At 73.0% G+C, this 24,975-nt stretch carries 21 protein-coding genes; 7 read left to right on the top strand and 14 right to left on the bottom strand.

Annotated elements, in window-relative coordinates; translation table 11 throughout:
• Nucleotides 1–28: 28 nt before the first annotated feature.
• Nucleotides 29–235, bottom strand: a complete 207-nt coding sequence (locus AB0937_RS11315) for a hypothetical protein (RefSeq protein ID WP_366711058.1) — start codon at nucleotides 233–235, stop codon at nucleotides 29–31.
• A 145-nt stretch (nucleotides 236–380) separates the two neighbouring features.
• Nucleotides 381–1,226, bottom strand: coding sequence for a TIGR03619 family F420-dependent LLM class oxidoreductase (locus tag AB0937_RS11310; protein ID WP_366711057.1), 846 nt, complete (start codon nucleotides 1,224–1,226; stop codon nucleotides 381–383).
• A gap of 231 nt (nucleotides 1,227–1,457) precedes the next feature.
• Between AB0937_RS11310 and AB0937_RS11305 the strand changes: the two genes are divergently transcribed.
• A complete protein-coding gene (locus tag AB0937_RS11305; RefSeq protein ID WP_366711056.1) occupies nucleotides 1,458–2,966 on the top strand; it encodes a CehA/McbA family metallohydrolase in 1,509 nt (502 codons plus the stop codon).
• Here AB0937_RS11305 and AB0937_RS11300 read toward each other — a convergent pair.
• Nucleotides 2,963–3,784, bottom strand: coding sequence for an endonuclease/exonuclease/phosphatase family protein (locus tag AB0937_RS11300; protein WP_366711055.1), 822 nt, complete (start codon nucleotides 3,782–3,784; stop codon nucleotides 2,963–2,965). The genes AB0937_RS11305 and AB0937_RS11300 overlap by 4 nt on opposite strands.
• A 99-nt stretch (nucleotides 3,785–3,883) precedes the next feature.
• Here AB0937_RS11300 and AB0937_RS11295 point away from each other — a divergent pair, with 99 nt between their 5' ends.
• Complete coding sequence (locus tag AB0937_RS11295; RefSeq protein WP_366711054.1) at nucleotides 3,884–4,276, top strand: nitroreductase/quinone reductase family protein; 393 nt, start codon at nucleotides 3,884–3,886, stop codon at nucleotides 4,274–4,276.
• 6 nt (nucleotides 4,277–4,282) lie between these two features.
• Here the strand turns inward: AB0937_RS11295 and AB0937_RS11290 are convergent, their stop codons facing one another.
• The 8 genes from AB0937_RS11290 to AB0937_RS11255 form a co-directional block, all read right to left on the bottom strand.
• On the bottom strand, nucleotides 4,283–5,734 hold the full coding sequence (locus tag AB0937_RS11290) for an aldehyde dehydrogenase family protein (RefSeq protein WP_366711052.1): 1,452 nt from the start codon (nucleotides 5,732–5,734) through the stop codon (nucleotides 4,283–4,285).
• Nucleotides 5,731–7,461 (bottom strand): D-aminoacylase, encoded by a 1,731-nt coding sequence (locus AB0937_RS11285; protein WP_366711051.1) that lies wholly within the window; start codon nucleotides 7,459–7,461, stop codon nucleotides 5,731–5,733. Before AB0937_RS11285 ends, AB0937_RS11290 begins: the two co-directional genes overlap by 4 nt.
• A 116-nt stretch (nucleotides 7,462–7,577) precedes the next feature.
• Nucleotides 7,578–8,696, bottom strand: coding sequence for an LLM class flavin-dependent oxidoreductase (locus AB0937_RS11280; RefSeq protein WP_366711050.1), 1,119 nt, complete (start codon nucleotides 8,694–8,696; stop codon nucleotides 7,578–7,580).
• 96 nt (nucleotides 8,697–8,792) lie between these two features.
• Nucleotides 8,793–9,563: a glucose 1-dehydrogenase gene (locus AB0937_RS11275; protein ID WP_366711048.1), complete on the bottom strand. Its 771-nt coding sequence runs from the start codon at nucleotides 9,561–9,563 to the stop codon at nucleotides 8,793–8,795.
• 9 nt (nucleotides 9,564–9,572) lie between these two features.
• Nucleotides 9,573–10,475 (bottom strand): TIGR03619 family F420-dependent LLM class oxidoreductase, encoded by a 903-nt coding sequence (locus AB0937_RS11270; RefSeq protein ID WP_366711106.1) that lies wholly within the window; start codon nucleotides 10,473–10,475, stop codon nucleotides 9,573–9,575.
• Between the two features lie 14 nt (nucleotides 10,476–10,489).
• The gene (locus AB0937_RS11265) at nucleotides 10,490–11,737 is read right to left on the bottom strand and encodes an amidohydrolase family protein (RefSeq protein WP_366711047.1); all 1,248 of its coding nucleotides are present in this window, start codon (nucleotides 11,735–11,737) and stop codon (nucleotides 10,490–10,492) included.
• A gap of 178 nt (nucleotides 11,738–11,915) precedes the next feature.
• Nucleotides 11,916–12,092, bottom strand: a complete 177-nt coding sequence (locus tag AB0937_RS11260; protein ID WP_366711046.1) for a hypothetical protein — start codon at nucleotides 12,090–12,092, stop codon at nucleotides 11,916–11,918.
• A gap of 213 nt (nucleotides 12,093–12,305) precedes the next feature.
• The gene (locus AB0937_RS11255) at nucleotides 12,306–15,335 is read right to left on the bottom strand and encodes a BTAD domain-containing putative transcriptional regulator (protein WP_366711045.1); all 3,030 of its coding nucleotides are present in this window, start codon (nucleotides 15,333–15,335) and stop codon (nucleotides 12,306–12,308) included.
• Between the two features lie 321 nt (nucleotides 15,336–15,656).
• On the opposite strand from AB0937_RS11255, the gene AB0937_RS11250 reads away from it, so the two are divergent.
• Nucleotides 15,657–16,583: an SMP-30/gluconolactonase/LRE family protein gene (locus AB0937_RS11250; protein WP_366711044.1), complete on the top strand. Its 927-nt coding sequence runs from the start codon at nucleotides 15,657–15,659 to the stop codon at nucleotides 16,581–16,583.
• Here AB0937_RS11250 and AB0937_RS11245 read toward each other — a convergent pair.
• A complete protein-coding gene (locus AB0937_RS11245) occupies nucleotides 16,549–18,180 on the bottom strand; it encodes a FadD3 family acyl-CoA ligase (protein WP_366711043.1) in 1,632 nt (543 codons plus the stop codon). The two genes, AB0937_RS11250 and AB0937_RS11245, sit on opposite strands and share 35 nt — an antisense overlap.
• Nucleotides 18,181–18,277: 97 nt before the next feature.
• Between AB0937_RS11245 and AB0937_RS11240 the strand changes: the two genes are divergently transcribed.
• From AB0937_RS11240 to AB0937_RS11225, 4 genes are read left to right on the top strand one after another with little or no spacing between them, the layout of a single operon-like run.
• A complete protein-coding gene (locus AB0937_RS11240; protein ID WP_366711042.1) occupies nucleotides 18,278–19,438 on the top strand; it encodes a lipid-transfer protein in 1,161 nt (386 codons plus the stop codon).
• Between the two features lie 10 nt (nucleotides 19,439–19,448).
• Entirely contained in the window at nucleotides 19,449–19,862 is a 414-nt protein-coding gene (locus AB0937_RS11235) for an OB-fold domain-containing protein (RefSeq protein ID WP_366711041.1), read from the top strand.
• Nucleotides 19,859–20,635: an enoyl-CoA hydratase/isomerase family protein gene (locus AB0937_RS11230; RefSeq protein WP_366711040.1), complete on the top strand. Its 777-nt coding sequence runs from the start codon at nucleotides 19,859–19,861 to the stop codon at nucleotides 20,633–20,635. The genes AB0937_RS11235 and AB0937_RS11230 overlap by 4 nt, the downstream gene beginning before the upstream one ends.
• A gap of 49 nt (nucleotides 20,636–20,684) precedes the next feature.
• Complete coding sequence (locus AB0937_RS11225) at nucleotides 20,685–21,635, top strand: alpha/beta hydrolase (RefSeq protein ID WP_366711039.1); 951 nt, start codon at nucleotides 20,685–20,687, stop codon at nucleotides 21,633–21,635.
• 23 nt (nucleotides 21,636–21,658) lie between these two features.
• Here AB0937_RS11225 and AB0937_RS11220 read toward each other — a convergent pair whose 3' ends face one another.
• Together AB0937_RS11220 and AB0937_RS11215 are read right to left on the bottom strand one after the other, a co-directional pair.
• A complete protein-coding gene (locus AB0937_RS11220) occupies nucleotides 21,659–22,258 on the bottom strand; it encodes a hypothetical protein (RefSeq protein WP_366711037.1) in 600 nt (199 codons plus the stop codon).
• A gap of 182 nt (nucleotides 22,259–22,440) precedes the next feature.
• A complete protein-coding gene (locus tag AB0937_RS11215) occupies nucleotides 22,441–24,843 on the bottom strand; it encodes a serine/threonine-protein kinase (protein ID WP_366711036.1) in 2,403 nt (800 codons plus the stop codon).
• Nucleotides 24,844–24,975 lie beyond the last annotated feature (132 nt).

Below are 24,975 nucleotides of genomic sequence, written 5' to 3'. Positions count from 1 at the left end.
TGCGCTGATCAGGCTCGGGGAAGCCCCGTCAGTGAAAGGCCAGCCACCCGATGCCGACGGCCGAGGTGAGACCCGCGGCGGCTATCGCGGCCGGCCGGTTGCGGTGCAGGGTGAACCAGGCCAGCGCGGCGGTCACCAGCACGGCCGTCGTGCCGATCGCGGCGCGCAGCAGCCCCTGGCTGTAGCCGTACTCCGTGAAGTGACGCAGGAGCCAGGAAAACCAGACAAGCCTCAAGACACTCTCCCCCGGGGAATCAGTGAGCCGAACCCTCACACCGTTTCGCGCGCGGTGGTCAGCCGCGCACCGGTGTGCTCCCGGCCCGGTTGTTGACCCGCAGTTTAGTAGGGGGCACCAAACAGACTGACACGCAGGGGAGTTGTCAGAGGAGGTCGGCGAGGCCGTCCAGGGCCTTCAGCACCTCCGCCTCCCCCGCCGGGGGCAGCTGCGCCACGACCTCCTCGATGCCGAGGTCGGCGTAGTGGGCGAGCTTGCCCGCGGTGGGGTGGACGGCGTAGGGGACGACCTGGAGGGCCCCGGGGTCACGGCCGGCGTCGGCCCAGACGGTGCGCAGGAGCGGCAGGGCCTCGCCCAGGCCCCGGCCGCCGATCGGCAGCCAGCCGTCGGCGTACTCGCTGATGTGGGCGAACAGCCTGGGTCCGGCGGCCCCGCCGACGAGCGTGCGCGGGCCGGTGACCGGGCCGCGCGGCTCGCGCACGGGCTTCGGGAACGCGTGACTGGCCCGGACGCCGCCGAACTCCCCCTCGTAGCCGACCGGTTCCCGCGACCACAGGGCCCGCATCAGCGCCATCCGGTCCCGGACCAGCTCGCGCCGGGTGCTCCAGCGCACGCCGTGGTCGGCGGCCTCCTCGACGTTCCAGCCGAAGCCGACCCCGAGGGTGAACCGGCCGCCGGAGAGGTGGTCGAGGGTCGCGACCTGCTTGGCCAGGCCGATCGGGTCGTGCTGCGCGACGAGCGTGATGCCCGTGCCGAGCCCGAGCCGCCCGGTGACGGCGGCGGCCTGGCCGAGCGCCACGAACGGGTCGAGGGTACGGCCGTACTCGGGCGGCAGCTCACCGCCCGCCGGGTACGGGGTGGTCCGCTCGACCGGGATGTGGGTGTGCTCGGGCAGGTACAGCCCGGCGAAACCGCGCTCCTCCAGCTCCCGGGCGAGCCGGGTCGGGGTGATCGTCTCGTCGGTGAGGAAGATCGTCACGGCGATGCGCATGACGTATCTGTACCCGGAGGCGGCCCGAATGTCGATACCGACCGGTCGGACCTTCACCTGACCGGAGTGGGCGCCGGACGACCGACAGCCGGAACCTCCACCACGGCTCCCTGATGGCCACCGTCCAATTCCCCTGTCTTGCACGCCTGTTCACGGCTGACTACAAGGGTGCACACGCACCACCCCGCACCAACCGTGCCACGTCACCGACGACACCTGGGGAGCAGCAGCATGTGCGAGGACAGCCACGGCGGGCTCGGCCGGCGCGCCCTGTTCGTGACGGGAGCGGCGGCCGCGCTTACCTTGGGAAGCGTGAGCTTCGCTTCAGCGGGCGACGGGGACCAGGAGAGCAGGACCGTGCGCGGCACGCTGCCGCCCGGCTCCCCGGACTTCGTGTACGTGCCCGTCGAGGTCCCGGCCGGGGTCCGCGAGCTGAAGGTCGCCTACACCTACGACCGGCCGTCCGTCCCGGCCGGCACCGCGGGCAACGCCCTCGACATCGGCGTCTTCGACGAGCGCGGCACCGAGCCGGGCGGCCGGGGCTTCCGGGGCTGGTCGGGCGGGGCGCGCACGGAGTTCTTCGTACGGGCGGACGACGCGACGCCCGGCTACGTCCCGGGTCCGGTGCGCGAGGGCACCTGGCACATCGCGCTCGGCCCGTACACCGTCGCCCCGCAGGGCCTGTCGTACGAGATCACGATCACGCTGGCCTACGGGGAGCCGGGCGAGGCCGCCCGGCCGGTGTATCCGCCGCAGCGGGCGAAGGGCCGGGGGCGGGCCTGGTACCGGGGCGACTGCCATCTGCACTCCTGGCACTCCGACGGCCGCCGCACCCCCGCCGAGATCGGCGGCCTGGCCAGGGCCGCCGGCCTGGACTTCATCAACTCCTCCGAGCACAACACGCACGCGGCGCACGCCCACTGGTCCGACGTGGCCGGGGACGACCTGCTGGTCATGCTGGGCGAGGAGATCACCACGCGCAACGGCCACGTGGTGGCGCTGGGCACCGACCCGGGCACCTTCGTCGACTGGCGCTACCGGGCCCGCGACAACCGCTTCGGCCGGTTCGCGCGGCAGATCCGCCGGGCCGGCGGCCTGGTCGTCCCGGCCCACCCGCACGCCACCTGCGTGGGCTGCAACTGGAAGTTCGGCTTCGCCGAGGCGGACGCCGTCGAGGTGTGGAACGGCCCCTACACGCCCGACGACGAGGTGGCGCTGGCCGACTGGGACGGCATGCTCGTGGCGGCGGTGCGGGACGGGCGCGGCTGGCTCCCGGCGATGGGCAGCAGCGACGCCCACCGCTCCCCGGACGCGGTGGGCAGCCCCCAGACGGTCGTCCTGGCCGACGACCTCACCCGGGAGGCGATCCTGGAGGGCATCCGGGCGGGGCGGTCCTACGTCGCGGAGTCCGCGAGGGTCGCGCTGTCGCTGCGGGCGACCGGCGGACGCGGCGAGCACGCCGGCATCGGCGAGCGGCTCGCCGTCGGCCGCGACACCCCGGTCACCGTCCGCCTGGAGGTCACCGGCGCCCCGCGCTGCACGGTCCGCTTCGTCACCGACCAGGGCGTCCTGCACACCAGCGCACCGCTGCCGGTCTCCGGCTCCGGCGTGGTCGAGTGGCGGACGACACCGTCGTACGCGGCGTACGTACGGGCCGAACTGCGGCACGAGGCGGCCGCGGGACCACTGCCCGGGCCGCTGGCGGCGTTCACCAACCCGGTCTTCCTGGGGCGCGACTAGTCGGTGCCCGCCAGGTCGGCGACGACCGCCGCGTGGTCGGAGGGCCACACCCCGTCGACCGGGGCGTCGCAGGCCCGCCGGACGGACCGTACGTGGCCGAGTCCGCCGGGGCCCGGCGGGCCCACGTGGATGTAGTCGATGCGCACGCTGGGCTCCAGCGTGCGTGCCACGTACGGGTTGGCCGTGTCCCAGGTGGCGGAGGGGGCGGCCGGGTCGGCGTACTCCCAGGCGTCGAGGAGGACCTGCCCCGGCACGGCCGGGGCGGTCTTGCAGCCGCCGAGGAGGCGGACCTCGTCGGAGTCGGGCCAGGCGTTGAGGTCGCCGGTGACCACGGGCGGGAACGGGGTGTCGCCGACGTGCCGGGCGACGAACCCGGCGAGCGCGGCGGCCTGCCCGCAGCGGATCGCCGAGCCGTGCAGGACGGAGCTGAAGTGGGCGGTGAAGAAGGGCACTTCGTGGCCGGGGGCGGCCAGGCGGGCGTAGAGGGCGAGGCGGCCGTCGTCCGCTTCGGCCGGGGCGGGCAGCGCCAGCACGTCCTGGTCGACGACCGGCCATCTGCTCAGCACGGCGTTGCCTATACCGACCGTGGGGTCCCCGATCCGCCGCTGCCAGCGCTCCGGAGCGGGCGAGGCGCCCCAGGCCCAGTGCAGGCCCAGCTCACCCGCGAGCCACTCGGCGAGGTTCTCGCCGTCGGCCGCCCACACCTCCTGCAGTCCGACGACGTCGGGCCGCAGCTCCCGCAGGGCCGTGAGAATCGCCTTCTGCCGCGTCTGCCACGGCCCGAAGCGCCACCACAGGTTCCAGGTCACGATCCGCATCCGCAGCCACCCGCTCTCCTCGTTGCCGCGTGGGGGATCATTGAAGCAGGCCGCGTTGCACAATCCGTGTGAGCTTCGTGCGAAGGAGACCCGCCGACGATGTCCCGCCGCACCGACCTGAGGTTCCGCGCGACGACGGCCTTCCAGCGCCGTCTCAACCCGATCCTGCGCCGCCTCCCCTTCCAGACGGTCCTGGAGACGACGGGCCGCGTCTCCGGGCTGCCCCGCCGCACACCGGTGGGCGGGCGCCTCGTCGGCGGCTCCTTCTGGCTGGTGTCGGAGTTCGGCGAACGGTCGCAGTACGTGCGCAACATCAAGGCCGATCCGCGGGTGCGGGTGCGGATCCGCGGCCGGTGGCACGAGGGCACGGCGCATCCGATGCCGCAGGACGATCCGGTGGCACGGCTGCGGGGTCTGCCCCGGGTCAACAGCCTGGGGGTGCGGGCCCTCGGGACGAACCTGCTGACCGTGCGGGTGGACCTGGACGCCTGAGAGGTCTCAGCCCGGCCACACGATCGACTGCACCTCGCTGTAGGCGTGCAGGGCGTACGAGCCGACGTCCCGGCCCACACCGCTCTGCTTGAAACCGCCGAAGGGCGCCTCCATGTTCCGCCCGACCGTGTTGATCCCGACCCCGCCGGCCCGCAGCCGCCGGGCCACCCGGAAGGCCCGGGCCACATCGCCCGACCAGACGTAGTCGATCAGCCCGTAGTCGGTGTCATCGGCCAGCGCGATGCCCTCCTCCTCGTCGTCGAAGGGGATGACGACCACCACCGGCCCGAAGATCTCCTCACGGGCCACGCGCATGTCGCTGCCGCAGTCGGCCAGGAGCGTCGGGGCGACGTAGAAGCCGGTCGGCAGGTCGGGGCGTTGCCCGCCCGTCACCAGCACCGCCCCCTCCTTGCGGCCCAGTTCGACGTACGCCTCCACACGGTCGCGGTGCGCCGCCGAGATCACCGGCCCGACGACGGTGTCCGGCTCCCGCGGATCCCCGACTTTCAACCGCTGCGCACAGGCCGCCAGTCGCTCCACCAGCCGGTCGTACGTCCCGCGCTGGGCCAGTACCCGCGTCGGTGCCGTGCAGATCTGTCCGCTGTAGAAGGAGAAGGTGGTGCCGATCCCGGCCACGGCCGAGGCGAGGTCGGCGTCGTCGAAGACGAGCGCGGCGCCCTTTCCGCCCAGCTCCATCAACTGCCGCTTCATGCCCCGCCCGCACACCTCGGCGATGCTCCGTCCGACCGCCGTGGAGCCGGTGAAGCTCACCATGTCGACGTCCGGCGAGGCGACGGCGGCCTCGCCGACCTCCGTACGCGCGCCGCTGACCACGTTCACCACACCCGGAGGCACGCCGGCCGCCTCCAGCGCCTCGGCCATCCGGTAGACCGACAGCGGATCCTGCGGAGCCGGCTTCACCACGACCGTGTTGCCCATGGCCAGGGCGGGGGCGACCTTCCCGGCCGGGTTGGCCCAGGGGTTGTTGTACGAGGTGATGCAGGTGACGACCCCGACGGGCTGCCGGACGGCCAGGGCGCCCATCACACCCGCCTTCCCCATCGGCCCGGCCTCGTTGATCTGCGGGGGGACCGCCCACTCGGCGGGCTCCACCCGCGCATAGCGCCGGAAGCGGGCGGCGGCGACCCCGACCTGCATGGCGCGTGCGGTGCGCAGGGTCGCTCCGGTCTCGGCCCCGGCCAGCTCCGCGTGCTCCTTCAGCCGGGCGGCGATGAGCCCCGCCGCCCGGGCGAGCACCGCGGCCCGCTCCTCCGGCGCCGTGCGCGACCAGGGCCCGAAGGCCTCGCGGGCCGCGGCGCAGGCCGCCCGCACCTGATCCCGCGACGCCTCCGGCGCCCACCCGACGGTCCGCTCGGTCGCCGGGTCGATCACCTCGTAGTGCCCGCCGTCCGGCTCCACCCAGGAGCCGCCGACGAACAACGGCTGCCGTGCCGTCACCTCGTACTCACCGTCTGCGTGTCCCGCCCCGAGCGGAGCACCCGTCCCGGCACCGCCCCGCTCACCACGTCGTCCCGGATCGCCTCGACCCCGTTGACCCATACGGCCCGCACGCCCCGCGCCCGGGAGTCCAGCCGCGGGCTGCCGCCCGGCAGGTCGTGCACCAGGGTGGCCGGGCCCGCGTCGATCCGCTCCGGATCGAGCAGTACGAGGTCCGCGTGCCAGCCCTGCTCGATCCGGCCCCGCTCCCGCAGCCCGAAGAGCCGGGCCGGGTCGTCGGTCAGCATCTTCACGGCCTGCTCCAGACCGACCAGCCTCCGCCCCCGCAGGCAGTCCCCGAGGAACCGGGTCGTGTACGGCGCCCCGCACATCCGGTCCAGGTGGGCGCCCGCGTCGGACCCGCCGAGCAGCACGTCCTCGTGCTGCCAGGTCTCCGCGCGCAGCGCCCAGGACGCCGGGTCGTTGTCGGCCGGCATCGGCCACAGCACCGTGCGCAGGTCGTCGTGGGAGCAGATCTCCACCAGGCACGCGAAGGGCTCCTGCCCGCGCTCCTCGGCGATGTCCCCCACCACGCGCCCGGTCAGCCCGGCGTTCGCCTCGCTGTAGGTGTCTCCGACGACGTACCGCCCGAAGTTCGCGAGCCGCCGGAAGACCCCGGCCTCCTTGGAGTTGGCGCGGCGCAGCAGTTCGGCCCGCACGTCCGGGTCCCGCAGCCGCTCGATGCGCTCCGGCACGGGCAGCCCGAGCACCGGCCCCCAGCCGGGAATCAGATTGAGCGCGCAGAAGGTCCCCAGTGACATGTTCATCGGCGTGAGGATCGGCATGGTCAGCGCCACGACCCTGCCGCCCGCCTTCCGCGCCTGCTCGCTCGCGAGCAACTGCCGGGGCACCCGCTCGGGAACGGCCGCGTCGATCGTCAGCACGTTCCAGTTCAGCGGCCGCCCCGCCACCGCGCTCATCTCCACGAACAGATCGATCTCCGCGTCGCTGAACTGATCCAGACAGCCGGCGACGATCGCCTCGATCTGCGTGCCCTCGCACTCCCCGACGGCCCGCGACAGCGCCAGCAGTTCGGCCGGCTGGGCGTGCCGGGAGGCGACCGGCTGTCCGTCGCCGTCGGAGTGGCTGGTCGACTGGGTGGTGGACAGCCCCCACGCCCCGTCGTCCATGGCCTCCCGCAGCAACCGCACCATCGCGGCGAGCTGCTCCTGGCTCGGCTGCCCGCCCACGGCCTCGGGCCCCATCACGTACCGCCGCAGCGCGCAGTGCCCCACCATGAACCCGGCGTTGACGGCGATCCGCCCCTCCAGGGCGTCCAGGTACTCACCGAAGGAGTGCCAGCTCCACGGCGCCCCCTGCTCCAGCGCCACCAGCGCCATGCCCTCGACCCGGGACATCATCCGCCGCGTGTAGTCGGCGTCCTCGGGCCGCCCGGGATGCAGCGGCGCGAGCGTGAACCCGCAGTTGCCGCCGACGACGGTGGTGACACCGTGGTTGAGCGAGGGCGTGGCGTACGGATCCCAGAAGAGCTGGGCGTCGTAGTGGGTGTGGGGGTCGACGAAGCCGGGCGCGAGGACGAGACCGGTGGCGTCCTCGGTGGTGCGGGATTCCTGGGTGACACGACCCATGACGGCGATCCGGCCGTCTCGTATGCCGACGTCGGCGGTACGGCCGGGCGCACCGGTCCCGTCCACGACGGTCGCCCCTTTGATCACATGATCGAGCATGACCACTCAACTCCTCTGAGTACGTCGCCTTGAGGGGCGCGGGGCTGTGTCCCTGTACGGCTCCGCCGCGTGGGCGCGAACAGCCCCCCCACGGACCCGCACCCGCCGACGAACGCTCAACCACCCCGGCGGAACCGCGAAGTCCGGTGCACGGGATCCGTATCGATCTTGGGAATCACGTACTCCCCGACCAACCGGATCGTCTGCAGCGTCTCCTCCTTCGGCACTCCCACCGGCAACCCGAAACTCAACTGGTCCGCCCCGGCCCGCTCCCACCGCTCGCACTGCCGCAGCACCTCGTCCGGGTCCCCGCAGATCAGCAGCTCCTCCTCGATCAGCACCTCCACGAACTCCTCGGTGTACTCCGGCAACGTCTCCGGCCACACCGGGAACCCCTCGGGCCGGGGAAACGTGTCGTGGTACCGGAAGACCAGCGAGGGAAGATAGTGCAGCCCCCCGCTCGCCGCGATCCGCACGGCCTCAGCATGGGTCGGCGCACAGATCGCGGTCGTCGTCACCATCACGTTGTCGTTGACGAAGTCCCCGACGGGCTCCGCGTCCACGATCGCCGTCTTGTACTGCTCCAGCACCCACTCCATGTCGGAGACCTTCTGCACGCTGAAGCCGAGCACGCCGAGGCCCTTCCTCGCGGCCATGGCGTACGACGGCGGCGACCCGGCCGCGTACCACATCGCCGGGTGGGAACCGCCGTACGGCTTGGGCAGGACCTTCCGCGGCGGCAGCGACCAGTGCTTGCCCTGGAAGCCCTGGTACTCGTCCTGGAGCCACATCCTGGGGAACTCGGCGATGGTCTCCTCCCAGAGTTCCTTGGTGTGGTTCATGTCGGTCACCCCCGGCATGAACCCGAGGATCTCGTGGGATCCGGCGCCCCGGCCGCTGCCGAACTCGAAGCGGTTGCCGGTGAGGTGGTCGAGCATGGCGACCTTCTCGGCGACCTTCACCGGGTGGTTGACCGGGGCGAGCGGGTTGAAGATGCCCGAGCCCAGGTGGATCCGCTCGGTCGCGTGCGCCAGGTAGCCGAGGAAGACGTCGTTGGCGGAGAGGTGCGAGTACTCGTCCAGGAAGTGGTGCTCGGAGGCCCAGGCGTACTTGAAGCCGGACTTGTCCGCCTGGATGACGTACTCGGTCTCCTCCATCAGCGCCTTGTGCTCGGCGAGCGGGTCGGTCTCGGCCCGTTTGCCGACATATCCCTGAACGAAGATGCCGAATTCCAAGGAGGTTCACCGCCCCACGGTCGATTCTGACGGTACGTCAGATTATGGCTCCGACTGTTCCACCGGCCCCTGAGGGCGTCAATAGCTGATGGGGCGTCAGATGACATTGACCCCGGCCAGCCACCCGCCGTCGATCACGAACGGCTGCCCCGTGATGTACGAGGAGTCCTGCGAGGTCAGGAACAGCGCGAGCCGGGCCACCTCCTCGGGGCGGCCGGCCCTGCCCAGCGGTACGAGCTTGCGGTACAGCCGGTCGAGGCCCTTCGCCGTCCCCTCCGGATCGGCGTCCGGGTCGAGCCGGGCCGGGTTGGCCATCGCCGTGTCGATCGCCCCCGGGCAGACGGCGTTGACCCGTATCCCGCGCCCCGCCAGCTCCAGGGCCGCGACCCGGGTCAGACCGACCACGGCGTGCTTGGTCGCCGCGTAGGAGCCCACCGCGGCCATCCCGGTCAGCCCCGTGCAGGAGGCGGTGTTCACGATCGTGCCCCCGTCGGTCATCTCCGGGGCGACCGCCTTGATGCCGAGCAGGCAGCCCACCTGGTTGACCTGCACGACCTGCATGAACTCGTCGAGGGGGGTGTCGAGGAGGGAGTTGAAGCGCAGGATGCCGGCGTTGTTGACCAGCCCGTCGACGTGGCCGTAGGCGTCCTTGGCGACGGTGACGGCGGCCTCCCAGTCGTCCTCCCGGCCCACGTCGAGATGGACGTACCGCGCGCCGATCTCCTTCGCGAGGGCCTCGCCCTGGTCGTCGAGGACGTCCGCGAGGACCACCCGGGCGCCCTCGGCCGCGAACAGCCGGGCCTCCTGCTCGCCCTGGCCGCGTGCGGCGCCGGTGACGATGACGACCCGTCCGTCGAGCTTGCCCATGGGGTCTCCTCACAGCTCGGGGGCGACCTCGGCGCCGAACGCCGCAATCTGGTCGGTGAGTTCACTGCGGCTCCGGCTGCGGAACCGCACCTGGATCTGGTGCACGCCCATCGCCCGGTACGCCCGCAGCGACTCGGCGAGCTCCCGCGGACCCCCCGTGAGGGTCCGGCGCCCCACCTCCCAGCGGGGCGTGCCGGCGTACAGCGGCTCGGTGATGGCCCCCACGGTGAACGGGTCGCGCGCACCGGCCCGCTCGCGCAACTCCCTGATGCGGGCGATCTGCGCGGGCAGCCGGTCCCTCGGATCGCCCTGCGGCAGCCAGCCGTCGCCCTTGAGCGCGGCCCGTCGTACGGCGGCGGGCGAGGAACCGCCGACCCACAGGGGGACGGGGTCCTGGACGGGCCGGGGCCGCTGCCCGAGACCTTCGAAGGCGTACAGCTCGCCGCGGTGCTCGGGGAACTCGGCGGGTCCGAGGGCGGCGCGCAGGGCGTCGATCGACTCGTCCAGCACGGCCCCGCGCCCGCGGAAGTCGACGCCCAGGGCCTCGAACTCCTCCTGGACGTGCCCGGCGCCGACCCCGAGGACCAGCCGGCCTCCGCTCAGGTGGTCCAGGGTCGCGTACTGCTTGGCGGTGAGCAGGGGGTGCCGCAGTCCGACGATCGCGACGTGGCTGAGCAGCCGGACGCGTTCGGTGGCGGCGGCCAGGAAGGCGAGAGTGGCGACGGGGTCGTACCAGACGGTGCTCATCGCGGCGGCGAGCCGGCGGGGGATGCCGACGTGGTCGCAGCTCGCGAGGTAGTCGAACCCGGCCCGGTCGGCGGCGCGGGCGATCTCCAGCAGGTCCTCCGGCCCGGCGGCCGCCTCCCAGCCCTCGGCGTACAGGGTGCTCTGCGACTGGACGGGAAGCTGCATCCCGTACCGCAGGCTCACCGCGCACCACCGCCGGCGCCCGGCCACAGGCCCCCGGGCGTCAGCCCGAGCAGCTCGATGGCGTTGCCGCGCACGATCCGCTCGACCACCTCGGGCGCCAGGTGGCCCATCTGCGCCTCTCCGACCTCGCGGGACTTGGGCCAGGTGGAGTCGGAGTGGGGGTAGTCGGTCTCGTAGAGGACGTTGCCGACGCCGATGGAGTCGATGTTGCGCAGCCCGAAGGCGTCGTCGAAGAAGCAGCCGTACACGTGCTCGGCGAAGAGTTCGGACGGCGGCCGGTGCACCTTGTCGGCGACGCCGCCCCAGCCGCGGTTCTCCTCCCACACCACGTCGGCCCGCTCCAGGATGTAGGGGATCCAGCCGATCTGCCCCTCGGCGTACATGACCTTGAGGTTCGGGAAGCGCTCGAACTTGCCGCTCATCAGCCAGTCGACCATGGAGAAGCAGCAGTTGGCGTACGTGATGGTGGAGCCGACCGCGGGCGGGGCGTCCTCGGAGGTGGAGGGCATGCGGCTGCTGGAGCCGATGTGCATGGCGACGACCGTGCCGGTCTCGTCGCACGCCGCGAGGAAGGGGTCCCAGTCGTCGGTGTGGATGGACGGCAGTCCGAGGAAGGGCGGTATCTCGGAGAAGGCGACGGTGCGGACGCCGCGGGCGGCGTTGCGCCGGACCTCCGCCGCGGCCAGCCCGGCGTCCCACAGGGGGACGATGGGCAGGGGTATCAGCCGCCCGTGCGCGGCGGGGCCGCACCACTCCTCCACCATCCAGTCGTTGTAGGCCCGCACGCAGAGCAGGCCCAGCTCGTGGTCCTTCGCCTCGGTGAAGGTCTGGCCGCAGAAGCGCGGGAACGTGGGGAAGCACAGGGCGGACTGGACATGGTTGACGTCCATGTCGGCGAGCCGCGCGGTGACGTCGTAGGAACCCGGGCGCATCTGCTCGTAGGTGATGACCTCCAGCCGGATCTCGTCCCTGCCGTAGCCGACGGCGGTGTCGAGCCGGGTCAGCGGCCGCCGCAGGTCCTCGTAGACCCACCAGTCCCCGACGGGACCGTCGTCCCCGGCCTGCCCCATGACCGGTTTGAAGCGCCCCCCGAGGAAGGTCATCTCCTTCACGGGGGCCCGTACGATCCGCGGCCCGACGTCCCGGTACTTCCCCGGAAGCCGCTCCTGCCAGACGCCGGCGGGCTCCACGGTGTGGTCGTCCACGGAGATGATCAGCGGAAAGGTGCTGTCGTGGGTGTCCATGGCGCTCACGGTAGCGCTGATCTGACGGGGCGTCAGCTATGCGGTACTGGAGTGCCTGGGCCCCGGCCACCTCTCCGCACCCGGCAGGCCTCGGCGGCCTGTGGACAGCCCCGGACACACCTCGGCCGCGACGGCTCCCCCTCCGCGCCGCCGCGGCCGAACCCCGTGTTCCGGTGGCTTACTTCGTCGGCTTGAAAGGCTCCGACGTGGCGTGCAGGTCCTTGGTCTCCAGCGGCTCGTCCGTGGCGTGCAGGTCCTGCTTCCTGACGGCACCCTCGTCCGTCGCGTGCAGGTCCTTGGTCTCCAGCGGCTCGTCCGTGGCGTGCAGGTCCTGCGGCTTGAGCTCGTCGCCCATGTTCGTCAACTCCCCTTGGGATGGATCAGGCAGTCAGGTCGGCGGGCCCGTCCGGTCACTCCCCCGAGGGTGGCCGGGCGGGCCCACCCGGGCCTCACCCAGGACAACAGGGCGAGGCCCGTGCGACGACCCGTCTGCCCCCCGACGCGACGGATCGACTGCGTCCATCATGGCGGGAGGCGATAAACGAATGATGAACGCCCCGGCGAACCCTCAGGCCGCCTGCACCGGGGCCAGCAGCGCCCGCACCTCGGCGGCCTCGGGCGAGCCCAACTCCTCGTAGATCCCGACTGCTTCCTGCCAGCAGACCTGGGCCCGGCCGGTCTGGCCGATGCCGCTGAGCGCGCGCCCGAGGACCGTGAGGACATTGCCCCGCCGCCACTCCCCGCCGATCCCGCGCAGCACCGTGAGCGCCATCTCGGCATTCGCCGCGGCCAGCGCCGCACGCCGGGCGGCGAGATCCACCTCGGCCAGCCGGAACAGGCTCATGCCCTCCCAGAGGCGCTGCCTGCTGTCGCGGAACACCTCCAGCGCCTCCCGGAGCCGGTCGGCCGCTTTGCCCAGTTCGCCGCTCTGGGTGAGAGCGAGGCCGAGGGCGTAGCGGGCGTTCGCCCCGCGCATCGAGTTGCCCAGGCCGTCATAGATGTCGATGCCCTGCCGGGCCAGCGCGACAGCGCTCTGGGTCCGTCCGGTCGCGAGGTGGATCCGGGAGAGGTTGCAGAGCGCGGCGGCCTCGCCCGGGCGGTCGCCCAGGGCCCGGAAGTGCTCGATGGCCCGGGAGAGGTGCTCCTCGCCGTCGGTGTGCCGGTTCTGGTACAGCGCGATGATGCCGCGCGCGTTGCGGGCCCAGCAGACGGGGAGCAGGTCGTCGGACTCCTGCGCGAGCAGGATGGCCCGCTCCGCCTCCTCCTCGGCCCGCTCGAAACGGCCGCTCACGTGGTGGACGTTGACGAGCGTCATGAGGGCCCGTGCCTCCGCCCGTCCGAGGCCGTGTGAGCGGGCCGCTCCGACGAGCGTCTCGGCCGTCGCCTCGTACTCCCGGGAGTTGGCCCCCGACTCGGACAGGTCGTGCGCGGCCCACAGCATGTCGATGGCCCGGGGAAGGCTCTCCGGCTGCCCCGCTGACTGCCGTGCGCAGGCGAGGAGGCTCATGGCCTCCGCGTACAGCCAGTCCTGCGCCGCGTGCCGGTCGTCGAACCGCAGCCCCGGATACGACGTGGGCTGAAGATGATCCACCAGCCGGTCGCCCGGCCGCTCGATCGCGTACACCCCCGCCGCCGACGCCAGGTAGAAGTCCAGCAGCCGGGACAGCGCCGCCCCCCGTTCGCTCGGGGGCAGTTCGTCCCGTTCCGCGCAGGCACGCGCGTAGAGCCGCACCAGGTCGTGGAAGCGGTAGCGGCCGGGGGCCGCCGATTCGAGGAGGGAGGTGTCCACCAGGGACTCCAGCAGGTCCTCCGTCTCCTCGGCCGGCAGGTCCAGGACCGCCGCGGCGGCGGTGAGGGAGATGTCGGGGCCGTCCGCAAGACCGAGCAGCCGGAACGCGCGGGCCTGGGCGGGCTCCAGCTGGCCGTAGCCGAGTTCGAAGGTGGCCTTGACGGCCAGGTCGCCGGCCTGGAGTTCGTCCAGGCGGCGGCGTTCGTCGGCGAGCTTCGCCGCGAGGACCGACACCGTCCAGGTACGGCGGGCCGCCAGGCGGGAGGCCGCGATGCGGATCGCCAGCGGCAGGAAACCGCAGGCGGCCACCACGTCAAGGGCGGCCTTCCGCTCGGACGCCACCCGCTCCTCGCCCACGATCTTCGTGAACAGCGCCAGCGCCTCGTCCGGGGACATCACGTCGAGGTCGATCAGGTGGGCGCCCGCGAGGTCCACCATCCGCACCCGGGAGGTGACCAGTGCGGCGCAGCCGTCCGTGCCGGGCAGCAGGGGACGTACCTGGGCGGCGTCCCGGGCGTTGTCCAGCAGGACCAGTACCCGGCGTCCGGCCAGGACCGAGCGGAACAGGGCCGCGCGCTCCTCCAGGGAGTCGGGGATCGCCGAGTCGGCCGTGCCGAGGGCGCGCAGGAAGGAGCCGAGGACCGTCTCCGGCTCCGCCGCCCGGGCGCCCGCACCCTGGAGGTCGACGTACAGCTGCCCGTCCGGGAACGCCGTGCGGGCCTGGTGGGCCACGTGCACCGCGAGGGTCGTCTTGCCGACGCCGCCGATACCGGCCAGGGCCGAGACCGCCATGACCCGCCCCTCCGAGGAGGAGAGGATGTCGCCGAGTTCGCGGACGAACGCCGATCGGCCGGTGAAGTCCGGGACGGTGGCGGGCAGTTGTGCCGGGCGGACCGGGACGGCAGCCGGCTCGGGCGCCGGGGAGGAGGGCTCCGCCAGCGAGGGGTCGGCCTGGAGGATCCGCTGCTGCAACTCGCTCAGGCCGGGGCGCGGGTCCACGCCGAGCTCGTCGGCGAGCAGGCGCCGGGTGTCGGCGTACACGGCGAGTGCCTCGGCCTGGCGGCCGCTGCGGTAGAGCGCCAGCATCAGGAGCTCGCGCAGCCGCTCGCGCAGGGGGTGGGCGGCGGTGAGGGCCGTGAGTTCGGAGACGGCCTCGGCGTGGCGGCCCTGCTCCAGGTCCATGTCCAACCGGGATTCGACCAGTTGGAGCCGCCACTCCTCCAGACGGACGCGCTGGGCCTCCGCGTAGGGGCCGGGAACACCGGCCAGCGTCTCCCCGTCCCACAGGGCGAGGGCGCGGCGCAGGGTGGTGCGGGCGTGGCAGAGGTCGCCCGCGGAGCGGGCCTTCTCCGCCTCGGTCGCGAGGTCCTGGGCGACGGTGAGGTCCAGGGCGCCCTCGGCGAGGTCGCGGACCGCGTAGCCACCGGACTCGCTGACCAGGACGGCGGTGGCGGTGCCGCCCGACCGGCGGGCCTCGCCGCCCGGGTCCAGCACCTTGCGCAGGCGGGAGGCGTACGTCCGTACCGCCGCCAGTGCCTGGGAGGGCGGTTCCTCGCCCCACAGGGCGTCGATCAGCTCCGCCGCCGTGGCGGTGCGGCCCTCGCGCAGCAGCAGGGCGGCGAGCAGCGCGCGTTGCTGGGGGGACCCGGTGCTGACGGGCTCGTCGCCGCGCCAGGCGCGCACGGGGCCGAGCACCCCGAAACGCAGCGCCGCGGCCTCCGCCGGTCCGGCCGGCCCGGTCGTCTCCGGCGTGGAGTCGGGACGCCGCTGCTCCGGTACGCGCGGCACACCCTTCGGTACACCGTCCATGCAGTCCCCCTAGACATCCTGAGCAACCAGCCCAGTTTGCCCTGTGGGCGGCGGATACGTCAGCCGTGGGAGACACCGATCACAGGGCGACGCGAGGGAGTCCACCATGTCTGCACAATCTCCGAGCGCATGGGCAGCCACGAACCGCCTACGAGGGGGAGCTGGAGCGTTCGGGAGATGCGGCTGGGCTCCGGGCCCGGGTCGGCAAACCTGAGGACCGCCCAACTGCTCCGGTCGACGACTGGTGTCGCCGGGACGCGTCCGGGGGGCGTCGCGCGATAGTGGTTCCCGGTTCAGGTTCCCGAAGCGAAGGCGGACCCCATGCCCGGCGAGCAGCCCCACCTCTACGAGACCCTCGACGAGCGTTTCCGGACCGGCAGGTGCCAGGCGGGGGACTCGCGGCTGGAGACGCTGTACGAGGGGTGCCGGTGGGCGGAGGGGCCGGTGTACGTGCCCGCGGGGCGGTATCTCGTGTGGAGCGACATCCCCGACGACCGGCTGCTGCGGTGGGACGAGACCACCGGGGCGGTCGGCGTCTACCGCTCCCCCGCCGGGTACCCGAACGGCAACACCCTGGACACCCAGGGCCGTCTCATCACCTGTGAGCAGGGCAATCGGCGGGTGACCCGGACCGAGCACGACGGTTCGGTCACCGTGATCGCCGAGCGGTTCCGGGGCAAGCGGCTCAACAGCCCGAACGACGCCGTCGTGAGGTCGGACGGGTCGGTGTGGTTCTCCGACCCCGAGTTCGGGATCGCCACCGACTACGAGGGACATCGCGCCGAGAGCGAGATCGGGGCCCGCAACGTCTACCGCGCCGACCCCGCGAGCGGCGAGGTGCGGCTGGTCGCGGACGGTTTCCAGGGGCCCAACGGGCTGGTCTTCTCGCCGGACGAGCGGCGGCTGTACGTGTCCGACAGCCTGGCCAACCACATCCGCGTCTTCGACGTCGGCGAGGACGGGACCTCGCTCTCCGGCGGCGAGGTGTTCGCGGCGTGCGCACACGGCACCTTCGACAACATCCGGTTCGACGACGAGGGGCGCCTGTGGGCCGCCGCCATGGACGGGGGCGTGCACTGCTACGACCCCGACGGCACGCTGCTCGGCCGCATCCTGGTGCCCGGCACCGTCGCCAACGTCCGCTTCGGCGGCGCCCGCCGCAACCGCCTGTTCATCGCCGCCGACACCACCCTGTACTCCCTGATGATGTCGGTCACCGGGACCCCGGCCCTGCCGCCCGGCCGGTGACCGCGTCCCGCAGCGCGCCCTTCACCACCTTCCCGCTCGCATTGCGCGGCAGTTCCGCGACGAACCCGACGCTTCTGGGGACCTTGTAGTTCGCCATCTCCCGGCGGGACCAGGCGATCAGGTCGTCGGCGGTCAGCAGGGCCCCGGGGCGTCGTACGACGTAGGCCCGGCCGACCTCTCCGAGGCGGGCGTCGGGTACGCCGATCACCGCCGCGTCGGCCACGTCCGGGTGGAGGCACAGGAGCTGCTCTATCTCGGCGGGGTAGGCGTTGAAGCCGCCGACGATGAACATGTCCTTGAGGCGGTCGGTGATGCGCAGGTTGCCCGCCTCGTCCAGCACGCCGACATCGCCGGTGTGCAGCCAGCCGTCCGGGGACAGCACATCGGCGGTGGCCCGATCGTCCTCGTGGTAGCCGGTCATGACGTTGAAGCCGCGGACCAGGACCTCGCCCGGCAGACCGGGTGGGAGGGGCAGGCCCTCAGGGTCCGCGACCCGTACCCGCGTGCCCGGGATGGCCCGGCCCGAGGTGGACGCGATCACCGTCGGGTCGTCGCCGCGCCGGCACATCGTGACGACGCCGCTCGCCTCGGAGAGGCCGTACGCCGTGAGGACCGTGCCGATGCCGAGTTCGGTGCGCAGGCGCTCCACCAGGCGCAGCGGTACGACCGCCGCTCCCGTCACGACCAGGCGGAGGGACGAGAGGTCGTGGGCGCCGCGTGCGGGATGGTCGAGGAGGGACTGGAGGAGGGTCGGGGGGCCGGGGAGGACGGAGACCCGCTCGGCGGCGATGTTGGCCAGGACCGTGTTCACGTCGGACACCGGCTGGGGGATCATCGTCGCGCCCCGCATCAGGCAGGCGATCACCCCGGCCTTGTAACCGAAGGTGTGGAAGAAGGGGTTGACGATCAGGTAGCGGTCGCCCCGGGTGAGGCCCGCCAGTTCGCCCCAGATGTCGTAGGCCCGCAGGGTCTGGCCGTGGGTGATGACCGCTCCCTTGGGGCGGCCGGTCGTGCCCGAGGTGAAGATGATGTCCGAGGGCCAGGTGTCCCGTACGGCAGCGGACCGCTCCTGTACGTCCGCCGCCCCCTCCCCCTCCCCTGCGGCCAGGAAGTCCTTCCAGGTGAGGAAGCCGGCCGGGGCGTCGTCCGAGAGGACGACCGCGTGGTGCAGGGCGGGCAGGCCGGGCAGGGGGCCGGTGCCCGGGCCGTCCCCGGCCGCCCTGCGCAGGGACGCCACGTACGAGGTGCCGAGGAACGTGCCGGTCACGAACAGCAGCCGGGCGCCGCTGCGGCGCAGTACGTCCGCCGCCTCGGCGCCCTTGAAGCGGGTGTTGAGCGGGACGAGCACCGCCCCCGCCGAGACCGCGCCCAGGGCGGCGACGATCCAGTCGAGCGAGTTCGGGGCCCAGATGCCGACCCGGTCGCCCGGTGCCAGGCCGGTCGCCAGGCAGGCTGCCGCCGCGCGCTCCACGCGTGCGCCGAGTTCCGCGTAGGTGATGCGGGTCCGGCCCTCGACGACGGCTTCCGTGTCCGCGTACCGCTCGGCCGCCGCCCTGACCAGGGCGGGAATGCTCTCCCATGCCGTATCCGCTCGCACAGTGCGCCTCCCGACGACGTAGGAGCTGACTGTCCGTCAGATTATCGGTAATCTGACAGCCTGTCAGCGACCGTTCGGCCCCGGAGGTGCGCGCAGCATGGCAGCAGGATCGGGAGGCCTCAAGGACGCCACCGCTCTCGTCGGCATCGGCCAGACGCCCTTCGCCAAACGGCTCCCGGAGGACGAACGCACCCTCGCCTGCCGTGCCGTCCTGGCCGCCCTCGACGACGCCGGGATCGCGCCCGGCGAGGTCGACGCCCTCGCCTCCTACACCATGGAGGAGACGGACGAGGTGGAGCTGGCGAAGGCGTGCGGCTTCGGCGACCTCACGTTCTTCAGCAAGGTCGGCTTCGGGGGCGGCGGTTCGTGCGCCACCGTGGCCCATCTCGCCGCCGCCATCGCCGCCGGACAGGCGAGCGTCGGGGTGGCCTGGCGCTCCCGCAAGCGGGGCAGCGGGCCCCGGCCCTGGACCAACACCACCGTCCAGCTCCCGACCCCGGCCCAGTGGACCCGGCCCTTCGGACTGCTGCGCCCCGCCGACGAGATCGCGATGCTCACCCGCCGCTACCTGCACGAGTACGGCGCCAGCCGGGACCACCTGTTCAACGTCGCCCTCGCCTGCCGCAACCGGGCCAACCAGAACCCCGGCGCGATCATGTACGACCGGCCGCTGACCCGGGAGATGTACATGACCTCCCGCTGGATCAGCGAGCCTCTCTGCCTCTTCGACAACTGCCTGGAGACCGACGGGGCGCTGGCCTGTGTGGTGGTCTCCGCCGAGCGCGCCCGCGACTGCCGGCACAGGCCCGTGTACGTCCATTCCGCCGCCCAGTCGCTGCCCGCCCAGCACCACGGCATGGTCAACTACTGGAACGACGACCCCCTCACGGGCCCCGCCTGGGCCGCCGCCCGGCACCTGTGGAAGCACGCCGACCTGACCCCCGCGGACATCGACGTCGCCCAGATCTACGACGCCTTCACCCCCCTGGTCCTGCTCAGCCTGGAGGGCTACGGCTTCTGCGGGCGCGGCGAGGGCGGGGCGTTCACCGAGGGCGGGGCACTGGAGACCGGCGGGCTGCTGCCGCTGAACACCGGCGGGGGCGGGCTGTCCGAGGCCTACGTCCACGGCTTCAACCTCATCAACGAAGGGGTCAGGCAGCTGCGCGGCACCAGTACCGCGCAGGTGCCGGGCGCCTCCGTCTGTCTGGTCACGGCGGGTGAAGGGGTCCCGACCTCCGCCCTGCTGCTGAGGAGTTGAGGAGCTACCGATGCTGCGTCCCGTCCCCGACACCGACGGCGCCCCCTTCTGGGAGTACGCCGCCCAGGGCGAACTCCGCGTCCAGGCCTGCGCCGCCTGCGGCGAGCTGCGCTTCCCGCCCCGGCCCTGCTGCCCGCACTGCCGGTCCTTCGACAGCGAGTGGCTGCCGGTGTCCGGCCGCGGCCGGGTCTGGTCGTACGTCGTCGCCCATCCGCCGCTGCTGCCCGACTACGCGGCGCAGGCGCCGTACAACGTGGTCGTCGTCGAGCTGGACGAGGCGCCCCGCATCCGGCTGGTGGGCAACCTGGTCCCCGGAGCCGGACAGCCCCTGGGCGCCTTCCCGGCGGAGAAGCTGCGCATCGGCACGCGGGTGCGGGCCGTCTTCCACGACGGGCTCCCCCAGTGGGTTCCGGAGCGGTCATGAGCAGTGTGCTCGTGCGGGCCGACCGGGACAGCGGGGTCGCCGTCGTGACGCTGAACCGGCCCGGACGGCTCAACGCCGTCGACCTCGCCATGGCCGACGAACTGGCCTCCACATGGGGCGAGCTGCGTTTCGACGACTCCGTGCGGGCGATCGTCCTCACCGCGGCCGGAGAGCGCGCCTTCTGCACCGGCATCGACCGGGACGTCGTCGTTCCGCAGCCCAACTCGCCCTACGCGCAGGACGATCCACTGCTCGGCATCGGGCCGAAGGCGAACGACCTGTGGAAGCCGGTCGTCGCCGCCGTGCACGGCATGGCCTGCGGAGGGGCCTTCTACCTGCTCGGCGAGGCGGAGTTCGTCGTCGCCGACACCACCGCCACGTTCTTCGACCCGCACACCACGTACGGCATGGTCAGCGCCTACGAGTCCGTGCTCATGGCCCAGCGCATGCCGTACGGGGAGGTCGCCCGGATGGCGTTGATGGGCACGGCGGAGCGGATCTCGGCCCGGCGGGCGTACGAGGTCGGCCTGGTGTCGGAACTCGTCGCGGAGGGCGGGGCGCCGGCCGCGGCGACCGCCTGCGCCACCGTCCTCGCCGGGTATCCGACCGAGGCCGTGCAGGGCACCGTGCGGGCGCTGTGGGCCGCGAGTGAGGCGGGCCGGGCGCAGGGCTTCGCACAGGCGCCCCATGTGATCGCACTCGGGAACGCGGCGGGTGAGCGGCAGGCCCGGTTGTTCGCCGGGAGGTCCCGGCAGTACCGGTTGCGCGAGTAAAAGTCGTTGCCCTCTACACGCGTATGCTCGGGGCGTGGTGGAGCATCGGATGATCGACGTCAATGGCATACAACTGCACATCGCCGAGCAGGGCGAGGGCCCGCTCGTGGTGCTGCTGCACGGTTTCCCGGAGTCCTGGCACTCCTGGCGGCACCAGTTCGGACCGCTGGCCGGGGCCGGGTTCCGGGTGGTGGCGCCCGACCAGCGCGGGTACGGCGGCAGCGACCGCCCCGAGGACGTGGCCGCCTACAGCATCCTCCACCTGGTGGGGGACGTGGTCGGGCTGGTCCACGCGCTGGGCGAGGAGCGGGCGTTCGTCGTCGGTCACGACTGGGGCGCACCGGTGGCCTGGCACACCGCGCTGCTGCGCCCGGACGTGGTGCGCGGGGTGGCCGGGCTGAGCGTGCCGCCGCCGTTCCGCGGCAGCCGGCCCCCGCTTCAGACCATGCGGGAGCGGTTCGAGGGCCGCTTCTACTGGAACTACTTCGAGCGGCCCGGGGCCGCCGAGGCCGAGCTCGGCGCCGACACCCGCACGGCGCTGCGCAAACTGCTGTACTCCACCTCCGGTGACGCGCCGGGCGCCGGGCGGCCCGAGCAGGCCCTGGTCGACCCGGAGCGCGGCTGGCTCGCGGACGCCCCGGACCCCGAGGTACTGCCCGCGTGGCTCACCGAGTCGGACCTCGACCTGCTGACCGAGAGCTTCGAGCCGGGCTTCACCGGTGCCCTCAACTGGTACCGCAACCTGGACCGCAACTGGGAGCTGACCGCCCCCTGGCAGGGCGCGGTCGTCTCCCCGCCCGCGCTGTACGTGTACGGCGACCGCGACCTGGTCCCGGGATTCCCGGGCACGCCCGAACTGATCGAGCGGCTGCCCGACCTCATGCCCAGCCTGCGCCGCAAGCCGCTCGTGCTGCCGGGCTGCGGCCACTGGACGCAGCAGGAGCGGCCCGCCGAGGTGAACGAGGCGCTGATCGAGTTCCTCACGGAGCTCCGGGACTGACGTCCCGTCGCCCGCGGCGCACGTCAGTCGTCGACGAGGGCCTGACGGTCGGCCTCGCAGTGGTCGACCGAGTCCACCAGGCCCGAGCCGCCCACCCGGACGTCGACGGTGGCCCTGCCGTTCGCGGGCACCGTGACGTCCCCGTACCGGCTGATGACGGTGAGTCCCTGGGCGTCCTCGAAGGTGACCGAGACGGAGAAGTCGGCCTTGCGGCCATTGGGGTTGCTGACTTCGACGGTCGCGTACGGCCGGGCGGGGGTCGCGCAGCTCACCAGCCGCGCCGTGCCGTCCTCCAGCGCCTTGCGGCCGCCGGAGCCGGAGGAGGACGTCGGCGTGGAGCCGTAGTCCGGCCTGCGGGTGTAGGAGCTGCCGCCGCTGGTTCCGTGGTCATCGTCGCCGGAGCCGTAGGACCCGCCGCTCGATCCGCCGGAGCCGTACGAGCCGCCGCTCGACGAGGACGACCTCGAACTGTCGTGGTCCTGGCTGGAACTGCTGCACCCGCCGCCTCCGCCGCCGTGACCGTGGCTGCCGCCTCGGCCCCGGCCTGACGAGAAACCGGTCAGTGCCAGTACCACCAGGACCAGCACCGCCGTGAACCTTAGTCTGCGCCCCCGTATCCGCATGGACGAGAGCCTAGTGCCGCGGCGCTAGTGATCGACTGTCACGGTCATGTCACCGCGTGGCGACCGGAGCGTGCCCGGCGTAGCGTCTGGGGTGGAGGCGGTGAACGGTCCGCTCCCCACGTGCGACGGCCGCCGTCCGGAGCCCCTTCCGCACGCCGGTGCGACGGCCGTCCCGGGCCGGGTCAGGCGGTGCGCGCCGTGCCCGTGCCCTTCTCCGCGTCCAGCGCGTAGACACAGCGGTCCTTGCTGCACGCGTACACCACCCCGTCCTTCACGACCGGGGAGCCGGTGATCTCGCCGCCGGTGGCGAGTTTCCAGCGGAGCCGGCCGTCGTCGGCCTTCAGGGTGTAGAGCAGGTGGTCGGTGGAGCCGAAGTGGATACGGCCCTCGGCGACCGAGGGGGCGCCCACGATGTCGCCGCCCGCCTGGAAGCGCCACTTGGGCGTGCCGGTGACCGCGTCGAGGGTGTAGAGGCCCTTGCCGCTGCCCACGTGGACATGGCCGGCGGCGACCAGGACGGGATCGACGCAGGAGCGGGACTCGGTGGCGATGCGCCAGCGGTCGCGGCCGTCGGCGGCGTCGAGGGCGTAGACCGTGCCGAGGTAGTCGGCGAGGTAGATGCCGCCACCCGTGACGGCAGGGCCGGGGACGAAGGTGGGCGGGCAGAGGAACACGGCCGGGGCCTCGAAGTGCCACTTGACGTGCCCGGCGGCCACGTCCAGGGCGAGGACACGCGTGCCGGCGCAGACGTAGACGTAACCGTCGTCGGCCTGGGTGAGCCGGACCGGGACACCGCCGCAGGAGGCCGCGTCGCCGATCGGGTACGACCAGCGCTCGTCGCCGGTGCGGGCGTCCAGGGCGCGCAGCCGGGCGTCCTGCCACACGTAGACCGTGCCGTCGTGCAGGGCGGGCCCGGCCTCGGGGGACTCGAAGTCGGTCTGGCAGCCGGTGACCTCCCAGAGCTTCTGGCCGCTCGACGCCTCCCAGCCCTGGACGCCGCCACCGCGGGTGCCCGTGACGACGGTGCCGCGGCCGGCCTTGAGCGAGTAGACCCAGGCGTCGGTCTGCAGGCGCCACAGGTCGCCGCCCTCACGGGCGTCCAGGGCGAACAGGGTGGGCCCGTCGGAGGCGTGGATCCGGCCCTCCGCGACCGCCATGGACCAGGCGACGTCCCGGGTCTTGAAGCGGCGGCGGCCGGTGGCGACGTCCAGGGCGTGCACCTCGAAGGAGGTGACGTAGACCAGGTCGTCGGCGACCGAGGGGGTGCCCCAGACGTCGTTGGACATGCGGAAGCGCCAGGGCCGCCAGCCGCCGGCCTGCTCCGGCGGCGCGGCGGGGGCCGGTGCGGCGACGGCGGGGCCCACGGCGGGGTCGGTGCCGTTGACGCCGGGGCGTGGCTTGGACCAGGAGGCGGCGAGGGCGGCTTCCGGGCGGGGTGCCGCGACGGCGGCGGCACGCACGTCGGCGACGCGCGGACCCGGGCCGATGGGCACCGGGGCGCCGGCCAGCCGGACGGGGCCGGTGTCGGGGCCGCCGGCCGGGGCGGCCACGGAACCGGCGGGCACGGGCGCCGGGACGACGGGGTCGTGCGCGGGCGGGGGCGGGACGGGGGCGGGACCCGGCGCCGGAGCGGGGCCGGGGCGTCCGCCGCCGCTGCGGCCCGTGCTCGGGGCGGGCTTGCCGGCCGGGCGGCCGTTGCGGCGGGACTCGATCAGGCCGACGGCACGCTCGGGCAGCCACGCGGAGGCCGTGCCGCTGTCGTCGGAGCCGGAGCCGAAGAGGTGGGGGGCCAGCTGCGCCTGGAGGTCGGCGGGGTTGGGGCGGGCCGTGGGGTCCATCTGCATACAGGACTCGATCAGCGGACGCAGTTCGTCCGGGAGCCCTTCGAGGTCCGGGCCCTCGCGCAGCAGCATGAAGACCGTCTCGACCGGGTTGGCGCCGTGGAAGGGCGGGTGTCCGGTGGCGGCGAAGACCAGCATCGAGCCCAGGGAGAAGACGTCGCTGGCGCCGGTGACGCTGCGGGAGTCCTTGGCCTGCTCGGGTGACATGTAGGCGGGGGTGCCGACGGCGACGTTCGTCATCGTCAAACGCGTGTTCGACACACCCGACGCGATGCCGAAGTCGATCACCCGCGGGCCGTCCTCCACCACGAGGACGTTCGACGGCTTGAGGTCGCGGTGCACCAGGCCGGCGCCATGGATGGACTGGAGCGCCTCGGCCACACCCGCCGCCAGCCAGCGCACCGCCTGGGCCGGCATCGGGCCGCAGTCGTTCACTATCTCCTCGAGGGAGGGCGCGGGGACGTAGGCGGTGGCCAGCCAGGGCACGGCGGCGCGCGGGTCGGCGTCCACGACGGCGGCCGTGTAGAAGCCGGAGACGGCACGGGCCGCCTCCACCTCACGCGTGAAGCGGACCCGGAACAGCTGGTCCTCGGCCAGCTCCGTCCGGACGGTCTTGATCGCCACGCGCCGGCCGGACGCCGAACGCGCGAGATAGACCAGCCCCATGCCGCCGGCACCCAGCCGTCCCAGCACCTCGAACGGCCCGATCCGCCGCGGATCGTGCTGCGTCAGCTGATCCACCACTCTGCCTGCCACCTCCCCGTACGAGCCGCGCCAAGCCACATGTTCCACGCGACCTTCGTGCAGCGTCTCACCACCGCACCGCCATGGCGGCACGCACCCTGATTCTTCCTGGCCGGAGCCCTGGTGGCGAAC

This window comes from Streptomyces sp. NPDC047880 (assembly GCF_040706515.1).
Taxonomy (GTDB): Bacteria; Actinomycetota; Actinomycetes; order Streptomycetales; family Streptomycetaceae; genus Streptomyces.
The sequence above is the reverse complement of the archived record's forward strand: the minus strand, read 5'-3'. Positions and strand labels throughout refer to the sequence as shown.